This is a genomic window from Neolewinella maritima, assembly GCF_923081025.1.
GTDB classification, from domain to species: domain Bacteria; phylum Bacteroidota; class Bacteroidia; order Chitinophagales; family Saprospiraceae; genus Neolewinella; species Neolewinella maritima.
Map to the genome: position 1 here is coordinate 468854 of NZ_CAKLPZ010000002.1, position 12822 is coordinate 481675.

Sequence of the window (12822 nt, forward strand, 5' to 3'; positions counted from 1 at the left end):
GTTAATCCAGTAGGAGCAAAGCGATCGCCAGCAGGGCGGGGGCGGTCTGTACGTACGCGATCTTGCGGTCGACCGTCAGAGCACCTACGATACCGGCAACGGCTACGCAGCTCAGGAAAAACAGCGCGATGTGCTGGCTCCACGGTCCGTCGATGAGGAGGGACCAGATCAGTCCGGCCGCCAGAAAGCCATTGTACACTCCCTGGTTGGCGGCCTGCGCCGTGGTCTTGGCGAACAGCTCCCGCGGCACGGTCGGAAATACCTTAGGCCCCCTCGTCTCCCAGGCAAAGGCCTCGAACCACATGATATATAGGTGAAGTACGGCCAGGAGGCCGATGAGGAGTTGCGCTGCCAGTCCCATAGCGGTTTACGGTAAAACGCGGGTTAGCGGGTGGGGTTGATGGCCTCGGGCTATGCCAGGCTCGCCAGCCACTCGTCGAAGGGCCGCCGTTCGGCGCTCAGGCGGGCTACGCGCTCGGCGGGTAGGGTGTCTTCGGCGGGGGTATAGTCCAGGTCGGCCAGCAGGAGATGTACTTCTGCTGGTGTGAGCAGGTCGATCTCACCGATGGGTCCGGGGGTGTCCGCCAGGTAGCGGAGTAGTCCGTCGGTATACGCATTCTCCACCACGACCAGGCGGAAGGGGGTAGCCGCCCCGTTCAGTAGGGCCCGGTTTTGGTGGAGCCGCTCGATGTGGCGCAGCAGCCGGCCGTAGCCGGTCGTACGGTTGGGGTGTTCACGGGGTTTGCCGATGCGCCGGGGACCGGGGTCGTGTAGCCGCTCCACGAAGTAGCAGCTACCAAAGGTCATCTCCTCGGCCACGACACCGACGCCGTGGCGCAGGATGATGTCCAAATCAGGGGGGTGTGTTTTAGGTGTATATTCAGGTCTTTACGACCGGGTAGGCTGCAAACTTAGCGGCGGAAAATGGGATGGCGAAGCGTGGGGGCCATTATTATTGGCGTGTCGCGAAATTTGCTTGTCTTACTCCTCCGGCACCGCTGCCAGTTTTAAAGCAAGCCTGGAAAATTCGCGGTAGTTAATTAGCTCGTACACCGCTACCCCGATCACTGCTCCTATTGCCGCAGCTAAGTTATCGATATGGTCGAAAGTCCGCCCATCGAGATAAAGCACTAACTCGTAGACTATATGCCAACCTAGCGTAAACACATAAAGTAGTGCCATGCGCGCGATACGGGTACCATTGGGATACATACGCATCACCGTAAAGATGAGTGGAAAGCCCGTAGCCGCCAGCAGACTCGGTAGCCAGCCATACGCCGCGCGCCACTCTACCTTACGAAGTTCCTGAATGTAAATGACGCTAGCGGTGACGAGTAATAGGTAGAGTACCGTAATTACGGTGGTGACTCCACTTGGGCGGAAGCGAAATAGTCTCACGGTGAGGGATAAAATAACCCGGGTGGAATACTCCACCCGGGCAAAATTAAGGACTAGTTACCGTAAGCCCAGCGGAAGCCGTCCGAGAATCCCTCGGCGATACTTTCGCGGTTGTCGATAGCGTAAATAAGTAGACTTGCGGCACCGATCGTTGTGCCGATGACGGTCCAGGTGATGGGGTCGAATCCTCCCTCTATGTTCCGCAGGTCTTTGGATAAATTAAGCGGTGTCATAACAATTAATTAAAGGTGATTAGTATAGATGTCATAGAAGGCGATTGCGGGCAGGAGCGGGAAAAGAGCCACTGCTGCGACTACGCCAAGTACCACACCTACTCCATAGGCAGCGTCGCCGTCGGCCCCTCCGTCAATCTGGCTTAGGTGGGAAATAGTAAGTGGTTGCATAATTGAAAATTGATTAGGTGAATTATTGATATCTACTGTGGAAGCGCTTCATAGTGTCGATAGTACAAAAGTGGACCGCCTCCCTCTACTATTTGTGGAGTGGGGTTAATTTTGAGATGAAACTTCAGACTGCAAGCAGGGTCATACGATAACCAACTATCCACTGGTCAGCATAGACTACACCACAATCAGTAGTATTCGTGGATATTCCTAAGTGGACTGGTACATCAGGACGGGGTAGAAACCTTCTCAATACTGATCGCCCCCTTTCCTATCGTTCCTACAGTACTTGGGTAGAACACAGCAACATAGACTATCTAGTACGGTACTGTCACCGCGGGGGTAAAGAATCCTATGGCAAAACCAGCTACCGTCGCCCCGTGCTACACCCTTGCACCGGCGCACCCCGCCCCGTACCTTCCCCCCATGCCAACCCCCCTCAACTGGGCCATCATCGGCTGCGGCGACGTCACCGAAGTGAAGTCCGGACCGGCCTACCAACAGACGCCCGGCTTCCGGCTGGCCGCCGTGATGCGGCGCGATGCGGAGAAGCTTCAGGACTACGCCACCCGCCACGGCGTGCCACGCTATACGACCGATGCAGAGGCCCTCATCAATGATCCGGCGATCGATGCGGTGTATATCGCTACGCCGCCGGACTCCCACAAATACTATGCGCTGAAGGTGGCCGCGGCCGGTAAGCCCTGCTGCATCGAAAAGCCGCTGGCGCCGAGCTACGCGGAGAGCCTGGCGATCTGTACGGCGTTTCGGGAGCAGGACGTGCCGCTCTTCGTGGCCTACTACCGGCGCACGCTGCCCCGCTTCCAACGGGTGAAGCAGTGGCTGGACGAGCAGGCCATCGGGCCGGTCCGCCACGTCAACTGGCTGCTGCACAAGCCACCCAGCGCGGTGGACCTATCCGGAGCGGACAACTGGCGCACCGACCCCCAGGTAGCCCCCGGCGGCTACTTCGACGACCTGGCGAGCCACGGACTGGACCTATTCACCTTCCTCCTCGGGAATATCAAAAGGGTACACGGCGTAAGCCTGAACCAGCAGGGCCTATACGGTGCCAAAGATGCATTCGCCGCCAGCTGGCTACACCACGACGGCATCACCGGCGCGGGCAGCTGGAACTTCGGCTGCGACCGCTCCGTAGACCGGGTAGAGGTGTACGGCCGTACCGGCGTGATCCGCTTTTCCGTCTTCACCGACGCCCCGGTAGTACTGGATGCCTACGGCAGACAGGAGGAGGAGCACATCCCGCACCCGGCCACGGTGCAGCTGCCGCACGTACGGGCCATGGCCCGGCAGTTGCTCGGTCAGGACTATACCCATCCCGCCTCGGGGGTGGCCGCGCTACACACGAGTTGGGTGATGGACCAGATCCTTGCACCCGTGGCCCCGCCCCCTACTACATAGCGCCGCGTTTGCCCCATCGATGCGGAGTGCGGGGCCGCAGGTGCGCAGCAACGTGCGACGGGCCAACTACCCCGGGCGCGTGAACCCGATTGTAGCCACAGCAGTTACACCGACGCTCAGCAAATACTCCGAACCATGCGCTACTTCAGCCTACTCCTACTTTCTGTCTTACTGGCCGCCTGTACTGGCAATGCCGACGCCGATGCAGACTACGACGCCACCGAAGTCCCGACCGAAGACGACAATACGACGGCCACCGCAGGTGACCCCGCCGCCACCCTGGATGCTACCGTAGCAGCCGTACAGGCCAATGGAGGAGACCTCACCGCCCTGCCCGCCGCCACCGCCCTGTCTACTATCGATACCTGGATGGAGCAGCTCGACGACGTGGATGGAGCCGATAAGGTGACCGGCAACCTGGAAACCCTCCGCGAGACGCTCCGCGAAGACCCCATCAACGGCGAACTGGCCGGTATGCTCCTCCTCACCCTGGCCGAAGACACCCGGCAGGTAGCCGGCACTGCACCCGGAGTATCTACCCTCATCGACGCCCTGCTGGCCGGCGGGAATAAGCTTACCGAGGGCGCGTTTGCCAGCAGTAGTCTGTTGGATCAGACCCTAGCCGCCGTGAAGGCCAAAGCTGTCGATATTACCACGCTGTCAGTACCTACCGCCACCAAGAATATCGACTCCTGGATCACGGAACTCCGCGGTATGGACGATACCGATGAGATGATCGGTGAGCTAGAAAACCTTAAGACCGAACTGATGGCCCCCTCCATCGATGGCGAAAAGGTATCCGACATCCTGTTCTCCCTGGCCGATGATACCCGCGACATGGCCGGCGACAATAAGAGCCTTGCCGTACTAGCCTACGCCCTGGAAGCCGGCGGCTGGCGCCTGGAAGGGATGAGTGAGTAATTCCTCGTACCCTCGGTAGCTATCGGCAGCCTACCCGTAGTTTTGTGGGTATGCCGCTTGCCGCGACCCTAGACCGCCTGCACCAGCGCGCCCGTCAGAACCGCTGGCTGGGCTACTTCACCGTGTTTTGTAGAGTGGCCCTGGCGGCCGGTTTTATTCCCTCCGGTATGGTAAAGGTGCTCGGGGAGCGGTTTACCGACCTGGCCGTCAATCACCCCCTGGGCCACTACCTCGATGCTATCTTCCGCACAGGCTACTACTACACCTTTGTGGGCGTATTGCAGGTCACGGCCGCCGTGCTGCTCCTGATCCCGCGGACGGCCCTGCTGGGGGCGCTGCTGTACCTGCCGATCATCGTCAACATTTTGGTCTTGTCGCTCTCGGTTCGCTTTCAGGGCTCGCTGCTCACCGCGCCCCTGATGGTGCTGGCTAACCTATACCTACTCTGCTGGGACTACCACCGGCTCCGGCTCATCTTCCCCTGGAGTGCCGCCGAATCCCGCGCCTTGCTGCCGTCGGACAGCGCGCGGACGAGCCGACTGCCCTGGAAGTTTGCCGCCGTGGTAGTGGGTAGTGTGGGCATTGTTGGAGCGAGCGTCTACCTTACCATGAAGTATGCGTTGATGCCCTTCAATCGGCTGCCTGCCTGTCAGTCGCAGTGTGCCCGCTACGCAGACCCCGCCGCCTGCTATGCCTTCTGCGAGTGTATTCACGAAAATGGTCGCCCCCTGGCGGACTGCCTGCACGCCTACGAACTGGCGCAGGACAATCAATAAGCCGATTCACCTTTCGACAAATTAAATTAGGCGTTAAAACGCCTACATTGGTCGATAGAAGTGGCGGCGGGGTGTCTGGTCCCCCTATGTTAGGGGTATAAAACAATAGAATCATGACACACCGCACCAACCTTCCCCTCGTACTGCTGATCGCAGGTCTCGGTATCTCCGTACTGGCCCAGCTGATCATACACTTCACTGCCGTAGCTGATTTTGCCGGCGGCGCGCTCACCGGTATCGGTGTCGGCCTACTGCTGGTCGGACTGATGCTGCCGGGGCGCCAGCGACGAATAAGCGGCGAGTGACGCGAGCGTTCTCGTTCGCCTAGTACCTGAATAACAAAGAGGGGACCCCGTACGGGATCCCCTCTCTTACGTTTAGCACATGGTGCTTACTTCAGATCAAAACGATCGGCGTCCATGACCTTGGTCCAGGCGGCTGCGAAGTCGCGCAGGAACTTGTCGGAGGCGTCGTCCGCCGCGTACACTTCAGCCAGGGCCCGCAGCTCCGAGTTGGAACCGAAGACCAGGTCGGCACGCGTACCGGTGAACTTGGTGTCACCCGTCCGGCGGTCCTTGCCCTCGAAGGTGGTCTCGGCCTCGTCGGTGGCTGCCCACTTGGTGCGCAGATCGAGTACGTTTTCGAAGAAGTCCTGCGTCAGTGCGCCAGGCCGGTCGGTGAATACGCCGTGCTTGGAGTCGTCGTAGTTCAGTCCGAGCGCGCGCATGCCGCCGACCAGTACCGTCATCTCGGGAGCGGTCAGGGTAAGCAGTTGGGCACGGTCTACGAGCAGCTCCTCGCCGGTGGCGTTGATGGGGTTGCTGCTGTTGATGTAATTGCGGAATCCGTCGGCGTAGGGCTCCAGTGCTTCAAAGCTCTCTACGTCCGTCTGGTCCTCGCGGGCATCCACGCGACCGGGGGAGAAGGGCACGGTGATATCCTTACCGGCTTCCTTAGCCGCACGCTCGATGGCGACGTTGCCACCCAGTACGATCAGGTCGGCCAGCGAGACCTGCTTACCGCTGCCGGCTCCGTTGAAGTCCTGCTGCACGCCCTCCAGTGCCTGAAGTACTTTGGCGAGCTGCTGTGGCTTGTTCACCGGCCAGTTCTTCTGGGGGGCGAAGCGAATGCGGGCACCGTTGGCACCGCCGCGCTTGTCCGAACCCCGGAAGGTGGCGGCCGACGACCAGGCCGTGTAGGCCAGTTCCTGGACCGATAGACCGGTATCCGTAATCTTCTCCTTCAGGCTGGCTACGTCCGTGTCGTCGATCAGCTCGCCCTCGCGGTTGGGCAGGGGATCCTGCCAGAGCAGTTGCTCGTTGGGTACGTCGGGACCGAGGTGGCGGCTCAGCGGACCCATATCGCGGTGCATCAGCTTGTACCAGGCCCGCGCGAAGGCGTCCTTGAACTCCTCGTTGTTGTCGCGGAATCGCTTGGAGATCTCCAGATACGAAGGATCAGTCCGCAGCGCGATGTCGGTGGTGAACATCGAGGGGTGGTGCTTCTTGTCCGCGTCGTGGGCGTCGGGAATGAGTCCCTGTCCCTCGCCGTTTTCCGGGCGCCACTGCCAGGCACCGGCGGGGCTCTTGTAGAGCTCCCAGTCGTACTTGAATAGGAACTCGAAGTAGTCATTGCTCCACTGGGTGGGCGTACGCGTCCAGGTTACCTCCAGTCCGCTAGTGATGGTGTCGGGGCCGCTACCGGTCTGGTAGCTGCTGTTCCAGCCCGTGCTCATGGCTTCCATGGGGGCACCGGCGGGCTCGGCGGCTACGTACTGCTCGGGGTCAGCTGCACCGTGGGCCTTGCCGAAGGTGTGTCCGCCGGCGATCAAGGCCACGGTCTCCTCGTCGTTCATGGCCATGCGGCCGAAGGTCTCGCGGATGTCGCGGGCCGACTGCAGGGGGTCGGGGTTACTGTTGGGTCCCTCGGGGTTGACGTAGATCAGTCCCATCTGCACGGCGGCCAGGGGGCTTTCGAGCTGGCGGTCACCGGTGTAGCGCTCGTCGCCGAGCCATTCGGATTCCTTGCCCCAGTAGATGTCGTTGGCGGGCTCCCAGACGTCCTCGCGGCCACCGGCAAAGCCGAAGGGCTGTACGCCCATGGTCTCCAGGGCCATGTTGCCGGTCAGTACCAGCAGGTCGGCCCAGCTGATCTTGCGGCCATACTTTTTCTTGATGGGCCACAGCAGCAGGCGCGCCTTATCCAGGTTGGCGTTGTCGGGCCAGCTGTTGAGGGGGGCGAAGCGTTGGTCGCCCGATCCGGCACCGCCGCGTCCGTCGGCAATGCGATAGGTACCGGCACTGTGCCAGGCCATACGGATGAAGAAGGGGCCGTAGTGACCGAAGTCGGCCGGCCACCAGTCCTGGCTATCGGTCATCAGGTCGCGCAGGTCCTGCTTGATGGCATCCAGGTTGAGGCTTTGGAACTCGGCGGCGTAGTCGAAGTCACCCATGGGGTCAGACTTATCCGAGTGCTGCCGCAGGATACTCAAGTTGAGGGCGTTGGGCCACCAGTCGCGGTTAGAGGGGCCGGCGCTGGTCACGGAGTGGGCGCCACTCAGAAAGGGGCAGCTCCGGCTCGATTCATTGACTTCCCAGACCTTGCCGTTGTCGGCCTGGTTCTTTTCATTCTCCGACTGTCCGTGGGTACGGGCTTCGTGCAGAATATCGGAGTTATCGGGGTGGCCATTGCTGTGGCCGTTGGTTGGTTTGGAGTGATCCATGTACGATTAATTGAGCTATATATAGGGGACCGGCGAAGCGGCCAGGGTACCCGGCGGGGCGGGTTCCTTAAAATGATTTTAGGGGGGGCTTAGTTCAACGGAAGGGGGGTGGTGCGCGGCCGGAAGCCGCATTGTACCACCGTCCCGATAGCCACCGGGGAAAACCGCTGTGTACTCATTCAATCCCCGTGGGAGAGATCAGTCCATTAGTACGACTCCAGCTTCTTCCGAAACGTGGATCACCCGCTCGGGCACCGTCCGGTAGCCGGCATCCTCGCTGCTGTTCTCCAGCCGGAGCACGCCGCGGGGGCAGACGGCCGCGCACACCCCGCAACCCACACAGCTGGCCCGCACGATATCCTGCCCCTTCTGGGCGTAGGCGCGTACGTCGATGCCCATCTCGCAGTGGGTAGAGCAGTTGCCGCAACTGATGCACTGTCCGCCGTTGGTGGTGATGCGAAAGCGGCTCTGGAAGCGCTGCACCAGGCCCAGGTAGGCGGCCAGCGGACAGCCGAAGCGGCACCACACCCGGTTGCCCATCAGGGGGTAGAAGCCCGTGCCGACCACGCCGGCAAAGCCCGCACCAATCAGGAAGCCGTACCACTTCTGCACCTTCCAGGTTTCGAAACCGAACAGTTCCCCGCTGCCGGAGAAGTAGGTGTACAGGGTCAGGGCCGTCATGAGCACCGCCGCTACCAGTACGCCGTGGATGATCCAGCGCTCGAACTTCCAGGCCCGCAGACTCTTGTCGCTGAGCTGCCGCCAGGGGTCGCCCATGGTTTCGGCCAGTCCGCCGCAGCCGCAGACCCAGCTGCAGTACCAGCGCTTGCCCACCAGGTGCACCATGAGCGGCACACCGATGATGACCAGCACGATACCCCATACCAGCATGAAGGTGCCCAGCGCGCCCGCGCTCTGGAACTGCTCCAACTGCCAGCCGAAGAAGAAGTCGTAGTCGAGCGGCCAGATGTTCTTGAGGTCCTGCTGCGGCTTATTGAGCGCACCGAGGATCTCGGGGATTAAAAAGGCGAAGGCGGTCTGGAAGAACATCACCGACAGCGTCCGCACGATCTGGTACTTGTTGTGGCGGTACTTGGAGATCATACGCACGCCCATGACCAGAATGATAATGGTGTACAGCAAGCCGTATAAAAACCACTGACTCGCCATGCCGCCGAAGATGCCCTGCTTGACGGGGTTGACCATCGTCACCCAGGGCGTCACGTGCTGCGGTGCCCAGTATAGGAGCACGTAGAAGCCGATCAGATAGGTGCCGCCCAGGATACCGAGGTAGGCCGACAATCCCTCCGGCCCCGCATCCCGCGCTTCGCGCCCGAAGGAATGCTGCACGAACAGCACCAGGCCGATGATGAGCACCGCGATGCCCGCCGTGACCGCCGGCCAGAAGTAGTCGCCCGCCATGTAGCGGATGCCGTAGAGGAGTACGCCGACGATAGTGAGCCCCAGGATGCCGCTGCGCCAGCCCAGATTAAGCCCCTTGGTGAGCGGCGAGTGGAACAGGTGGTCGTTCTTGATGCCGGGGTGGGTGGCGAACTTGGGCAGGATGTAGAGGAGCCCGCCCAGTAGGCCCAGCCCGATCGTGAGGCCCAGAAAGAGTAGGGGGCTATCCTTGACCGGCCCCCGTTCGGCTGCGGCGGTGAGGGCGGCCACTTTGTCCTGGAAGTACACGGGGTCGGATAGGCGGATATCCCACTCCGAGACCCCCTCGGGCAGGGCACCATCGGCCTTGAGCTGATCGACCCGCTCGTCGACGGCTACTTTGGCGGCGGCGCGCACGTCGTCTACCTTGTCCGCAAAGCTGAAGCTGCTGCCGAAGGGCTGATCGATCAGGCCGAGCTGCCGGCCGGCTTCGCGGAAGGCCGGCCCCTGTACCTCGTAAAGCAACTGGGCCTTGGGGTCAGGCGCGCTGTCTTCGGCAGATTCCGGGGTCGACTCCCCCGAGGAGCCCGCCGATACGCCACCGGCCTCCGCACTGGCTTCCGGCGCTGGCTGGGCGTCCGGATTGGGTGCTACGGCCGCGATGAGGTCCTCCTCGCTGAGCTGATAGGTCTCTACGGCCAGCATGCCGGCAAAGACCAGTAGCGCCAGACAAAACAGGCCCAAACCGATGTACTGCAGGCTACTCTTGGGGGTGCTTTTACTGGGCATCTGGGGTAGAGATTGCACGGGGAGCCCGCGATTTGAAGTTAAGGAAGCGAAGGGCTGCCGACAGGCCGCGCCGCTGCTTTAGTTGGAGGTTCTTGCCGGTCTGCCGGTTGTATAGCGCCACGATGTCGGCCTCGTATTCTTTGTAAAACTCGGGGTCGAAGTTGGCCATGCCGAGCTGCTGCAGCACCTGCTCGATGTGGGTGCCGGAGGCGATCCACTTTTCACAGACCTCGTGCCGGTAGCGCACGCCCATCAGGTTGAAGCCCTTCACGCTGCCGTCCGCGGCGTCGTAGTTGATGCGCACGGCCTTGTCCTCGGTGGGGTGCTGCCAGTATAGACTCTCCAGCCCCTCCCGGCCATCCTTCGGCGGTACGTCGCCGTAGACCTGGTACTCCAGGTCGATGAACTTGGCGGAGTTGAACCAGATACCCGGGTCATAGGCCACCGGACGGCCCAGCACGGTGTAGGCCACGGTCTCGCCCATGATGCGGCCGGTATACCAGACGGCTTCGATCGCCTTGCGGCTCGGCCGCGGTTCGCGTACCTCAGCGCAGTCGCCGATGGCGTAGACGTCCGGCAGCGAGGTACGCAGGTAGCCGTCCACCAGCACCCCCTTGCCCAGTTCCAGCCCCTCCGTATCACGCAGGAAATCGATGTTGGGGTGCACCCCGGCGGTGAGGCCCACGAACTGACAGTCGATCCGCTCGCCCCCCTTGGTAGTGATCGCACCGGCGGCCCCGCCCCCGTCGTCGTGGATCTCCTGCAGCTCGGTGTCGTGGCGCAGGTCGATGCCGTGGTTCAGGATGTGGCGGCTCACCAGCTCGCTCTCCTCGCGGGGCAGGGCGCTGCTCCAGTAGCTGCTCTCGCGCACCAGCAGGCTCACGGGGATCTGCCGGCTGTGCAGCATCTCGGCCAGCTCGATACCGATGAGTCCGCCGCCGACCACTACGGCAGACTGGATATCCGGCGTGATCCGCTCCAGGTACTGGAGGTCCTGGGCGCTGACCAGTCCGCGCACGCGTTCCAGCTCCTGCCCCGGCCAGTCGAAGGTGTTGTAGCTGCTGCCGGTGGCCAGGATCAGCTTGTCGTAGGCCAGGGTAGTGCCGTCCCCGAAGTGCAGCAGGTGGGCCTCAGGTTCCACCTGTTCGACGTACTGCCGGCGCAGATCGATGCGGTTCTTGGGCCAGAAGAAGGGCTCGTAGGGCATCAGGTCTTCGAAGCGCTGGTGGCCCATATAGGCGTACATCAGGGCGGTGCGGGAGAAGAAGTAGTCGGTCTCGGCGGAGATCAGCGTGATGCGGACCGCGTCGTTCAGCTTGCGTAGCCAGCGGGCGGCGGTCACTCCGGCGATTCCGTTACCTATGATGGCTACGTGCATGGGGGGGTGGGTGAGGGATGAGTGGGTGTAAACTACGGTGTTTCGGCCGTCCCTGGCGGCGGGGCTACATTTACGGCATGGGGCACCGCTACTTCGTTCATTTGGCCTACCGGGGCACGCACTACCGGGGCTGGCAGCGGCAGCGCGGCGAGGTGATCACCGTCCAGGACACCATCGAACGGGCGGGGTCGCGGGTGCAACACCAGGAGCTGAAGGCGGTGGGCTGCGGGCGGACCGACGCCGGCGTGCACGCCTCGGACTACTACCTGCACTTCGACACCACCGAGCCGCTGCGGGACCAATGGCTCTACATCATGAACAAGCTGCTGCCCGACGATATCGTACTCTACCGCGTCTGGGAGGTCGGGCCCACCGCCCACGTGCGCTACGACGCCCGGGCCCGCACCTACGACTACCACCTGCATACACAGCCCGATCCGTTCCTGGTGCAGACGAGCAGCTACTACGCCATCGACTCCTTCGATACCGCTGCCCTTACCGCCGCGCTGGGTCTGCTTACCGGCGACCATGACTTTCGCGCCTTCTGCCTGACGCCGGACCGCCACAACACCACGACCTGCGCCCTGCGGGAGGCCAGCTTCCACGAAGAAGGGGAGGGGCGGTACCGCTTTCGCTTCGTGGCCGATCGCTTTCTGCGGGGTATGATCCGGATCTTGGTGTTTCAGCTGCTGCGGGTGGCGGCGGGCGAGCTGGATCCCGCCCGACTGGCCACGGCCCTGGCGAGCGGCGAGCGGGTCGGTATAGGGCAGGCCAGGCCGGAGGGGCTGTTTCTGAGCCGGGTGGAATATTAGCTACTCCCGGGCCCGCGAGTCCATCCAGATCGTGACCGGGCCGTCGTTGGTTAGGTCTACCTGCATGTCCGCGCCGAATACGCCGGTCTGTACTGGCCGACCGGCCACCTCCCCGAGTCGCTCGATGAAACGCTCGTACAGCGGTACCGCTACCGCCGGCGGGGCACTGCGTGTGAAGCCCGGGCGGTTGCCCTTCTTCGTGCTGGCGTAGAGCGTGAACTGGGAGACGAGCAGTAGTCCGCCGTCTATGTCCACCACGCTCTGGTTCATCTTGCCGTCTGCGTCGCTGAATATGCGTAGGCGGCTGAGCTTGCCGCAGAGGTAGTCGATGTCTTCGGCTGTGTCGGTAGCCTCGATGCCCAGCAGGATCAGCAGGCCGCGCCCGATGCGGCCGGTACACGTGCCGGCTACGGTGACGGAGGCCTGGGTGACGCGTTGGGTGAGTACTCGCATGGGAGAGATAGGTAGAATGGACGTGAAAAAGCCCCCGACACTGGAGTAGTGCGGGGGCTCGAATTTTGCAACCTTCCGGGAGTTTACGCCGGTGGTATCAGTTTCTTACTTCTTGTAGGTGTCGTCGCTGACGGTCAGCTTGTGACGGCCCTTGGCGCGGCGACGTGCCAGCAGCTTGCGGCCGTTCTTGGTCGACATACGGGAGCGGAAGCCGTGCTTGTTGACGCGCTTACGCTTGGAGGGTTGAAAGGTCCTTTTCATCGCGGTTCATTTTTTTGACTGTCTCCCGATACGTATCGCGAGGGTCCAGGCTGCAAAAGTCGGGCAAAGGTACGGCTTTGCCGCCGAACCTACAAAGGGGCGGACA

Annotated in this window: 15 protein-coding genes; 6 read left to right on the plus strand and 9 right to left on the minus strand. The window is 62.0% G+C overall.

All coding sequences use genetic code 11. The features are described from left to right. Position 1: 1 nt before the first annotated feature. The 4 genes from MJQ68_RS10340 to MJQ68_RS10355 form a co-directional block, all read right to left on the minus strand. On the minus strand, positions 2-361 hold the full coding sequence (locus tag MJQ68_RS10340; RefSeq protein ID WP_238751032.1) for a DUF1304 domain-containing protein: 360 nt from the start codon (positions 359-361) through the stop codon (positions 2-4). A gap of 50 nt (positions 362-411) precedes the next feature. Next, positions 412-852, minus strand: coding sequence for a hypothetical protein (locus MJQ68_RS10345; protein ID WP_238751033.1), 441 nt, complete (start codon positions 850-852; stop codon positions 412-414). A 129-nt stretch (positions 853-981) separates the two neighbouring features. Further along, entirely contained in the window at positions 982-1398 is a 417-nt protein-coding gene (locus tag MJQ68_RS10350) for a hypothetical protein (protein WP_238751034.1), read from the minus strand. Positions 1399-1451: 53 nt separating this feature from the next. After that, on the minus strand, positions 1452-1631 hold the full coding sequence (locus MJQ68_RS10355) for a hypothetical protein (protein ID WP_238751035.1): 180 nt from the start codon (positions 1629-1631) through the stop codon (positions 1452-1454). A gap of 15 nt (positions 1632-1646) precedes the next feature. Here MJQ68_RS10355 and MJQ68_RS17935 point away from each other — a divergent pair, with 15 nt between their 5' ends. From MJQ68_RS17935 to MJQ68_RS10375, 5 genes are all read left to right on the plus strand, one after another. Further along, entirely contained in the window at positions 1647-1778 is a 132-nt protein-coding gene (locus MJQ68_RS17935) for a hypothetical protein (protein ID WP_264759000.1), read from the plus strand. 450 nt (positions 1779-2228) lie between these two features. Continuing rightward, positions 2229-3224: a Gfo/Idh/MocA family protein gene (locus MJQ68_RS10360; RefSeq protein ID WP_238751036.1), complete on the plus strand. Its 996-nt coding sequence runs from the start codon at positions 2229-2231 to the stop codon at positions 3222-3224. Between the two features lie 135 nt (positions 3225-3359). Then, positions 3360-4145, plus strand: a complete 786-nt coding sequence (locus MJQ68_RS10365; RefSeq protein WP_238751037.1) for a hypothetical protein — start codon at positions 3360-3362, stop codon at positions 4143-4145. 50 nt (positions 4146-4195) lie between these two features. After that, complete coding sequence (locus tag MJQ68_RS10370) at positions 4196-4921, plus strand: DoxX family protein (RefSeq protein WP_238751038.1); 726 nt, start codon at positions 4196-4198, stop codon at positions 4919-4921. Between the two features lie 113 nt (positions 4922-5034). Continuing rightward, positions 5035-5226: a hypothetical protein gene (locus MJQ68_RS10375; protein ID WP_238751039.1), complete on the plus strand. Its 192-nt coding sequence runs from the start codon at positions 5035-5037 to the stop codon at positions 5224-5226. A gap of 86 nt (positions 5227-5312) precedes the next feature. On the opposite strand, the gene katG is transcribed toward MJQ68_RS10375, so the two are convergent. The 3 genes from katG to MJQ68_RS10390 all read right to left on the minus strand — a co-directional run bounded on the left by katG (position 5313) and on the right by MJQ68_RS10390 (position 11190). Further along, positions 5313-7643: a catalase/peroxidase HPI gene (gene katG / locus MJQ68_RS10380; RefSeq protein ID WP_238751040.1), complete on the minus strand. Its 2331-nt coding sequence runs from the start codon at positions 7641-7643 to the stop codon at positions 5313-5315. Positions 7644-7841: 198 nt separating this feature from the next. After that, a complete protein-coding gene (locus tag MJQ68_RS10385) occupies positions 7842-9377 on the minus strand; it encodes a 4Fe-4S binding protein (protein ID WP_406612900.1) in 1536 nt (511 codons plus the stop codon). Between the two features lie 424 nt (positions 9378-9801). Next, complete coding sequence (locus tag MJQ68_RS10390; RefSeq protein WP_238751042.1) at positions 9802-11190, minus strand: NAD(P)/FAD-dependent oxidoreductase; 1389 nt, start codon at positions 11188-11190, stop codon at positions 9802-9804. 77 nt (positions 11191-11267) lie between these two features. Here MJQ68_RS10390 and MJQ68_RS10395 point away from each other — a divergent pair, with 77 nt between their 5' ends. After that, positions 11268-12002 carry a tRNA pseudouridine synthase A gene (locus MJQ68_RS10395; RefSeq protein ID WP_238751043.1) on the plus strand — a complete coding sequence of 245 codons (735 nt, stop codon included), beginning with the start codon at positions 11268-11270 and terminating at the stop codon, positions 12000-12002. Here the strand turns inward: MJQ68_RS10395 and dtd are convergent, their stop codons facing one another. Both dtd and rpmH read right to left on the minus strand, forming a co-directional pair. Next, the gene (gene dtd, locus MJQ68_RS10400; RefSeq protein ID WP_238751044.1) at positions 12003-12455 is read right to left on the minus strand and encodes a D-aminoacyl-tRNA deacylase; all 453 of its coding nucleotides are present in this window, start codon (positions 12453-12455) and stop codon (positions 12003-12005) included. It abuts the gene before it with no gap. 105 nt (positions 12456-12560) lie between these two features. Further along, positions 12561-12716 (minus strand): 50S ribosomal protein L34, encoded by a 156-nt coding sequence (gene rpmH / locus MJQ68_RS10405; RefSeq protein ID WP_116107204.1) that lies wholly within the window; start codon positions 12714-12716, stop codon positions 12561-12563. Positions 12717-12822: the final 106 nt, after the last annotated feature.

Bases quoted from the DNA above. Each gene is read 5' to 3' on its own strand.
- MJQ68_RS10370 (WP_238751038.1), top strand. From the start codon at position 4,196: ATGCCGCTTGCCGCGACCCTAGACCGCCTGCACCAGCGCGCCCGTCAG.
- katG (WP_238751040.1), bottom strand. From the start codon at position 7,643: ATGGATCACTCCAAACCAACCAACGGCCACAGCAATGGCCACCCCGAT.
- MJQ68_RS10340 (WP_238751032.1), bottom strand. From the start codon at position 361: ATGGGACTGGCAGCGCAACTCCTCATCGGCCTCCTGGCCGTACTTCAC.
- MJQ68_RS10360 (WP_238751036.1), top strand. From the start codon at position 2,229: ATGCCAACCCCCCTCAACTGGGCCATCATCGGCTGCGGCGACGTCACC.
- MJQ68_RS10365 (WP_238751037.1), top strand. From the start codon at position 3,360: ATGCGCTACTTCAGCCTACTCCTACTTTCTGTCTTACTGGCCGCCTGT.
- rpmH (WP_116107204.1), bottom strand. From the start codon at position 12,716: ATGAAAAGGACCTTTCAACCCTCCAAGCGTAAGCGCGTCAACAAGCAC.
- MJQ68_RS10390 (WP_238751042.1), bottom strand. From the start codon at position 11,190: ATGCACGTAGCCATCATAGGTAACGGAATCGCCGGAGTGACCGCCGCC.
- MJQ68_RS10375 (WP_238751039.1), top strand. From the start codon at position 5,035: ATGACACACCGCACCAACCTTCCCCTCGTACTGCTGATCGCAGGTCTC.
- MJQ68_RS10395 (WP_238751043.1), top strand. From the start codon at position 11,268: ATGGGGCACCGCTACTTCGTTCATTTGGCCTACCGGGGCACGCACTAC.
- dtd (WP_238751044.1), bottom strand. From the start codon at position 12,455: ATGCGAGTACTCACCCAACGCGTCACCCAGGCCTCCGTCACCGTAGCC.
- MJQ68_RS10355 (WP_238751035.1), bottom strand. From the start codon at position 1,631: ATGACACCGCTTAATTTATCCAAAGACCTGCGGAACATAGAGGGAGGA.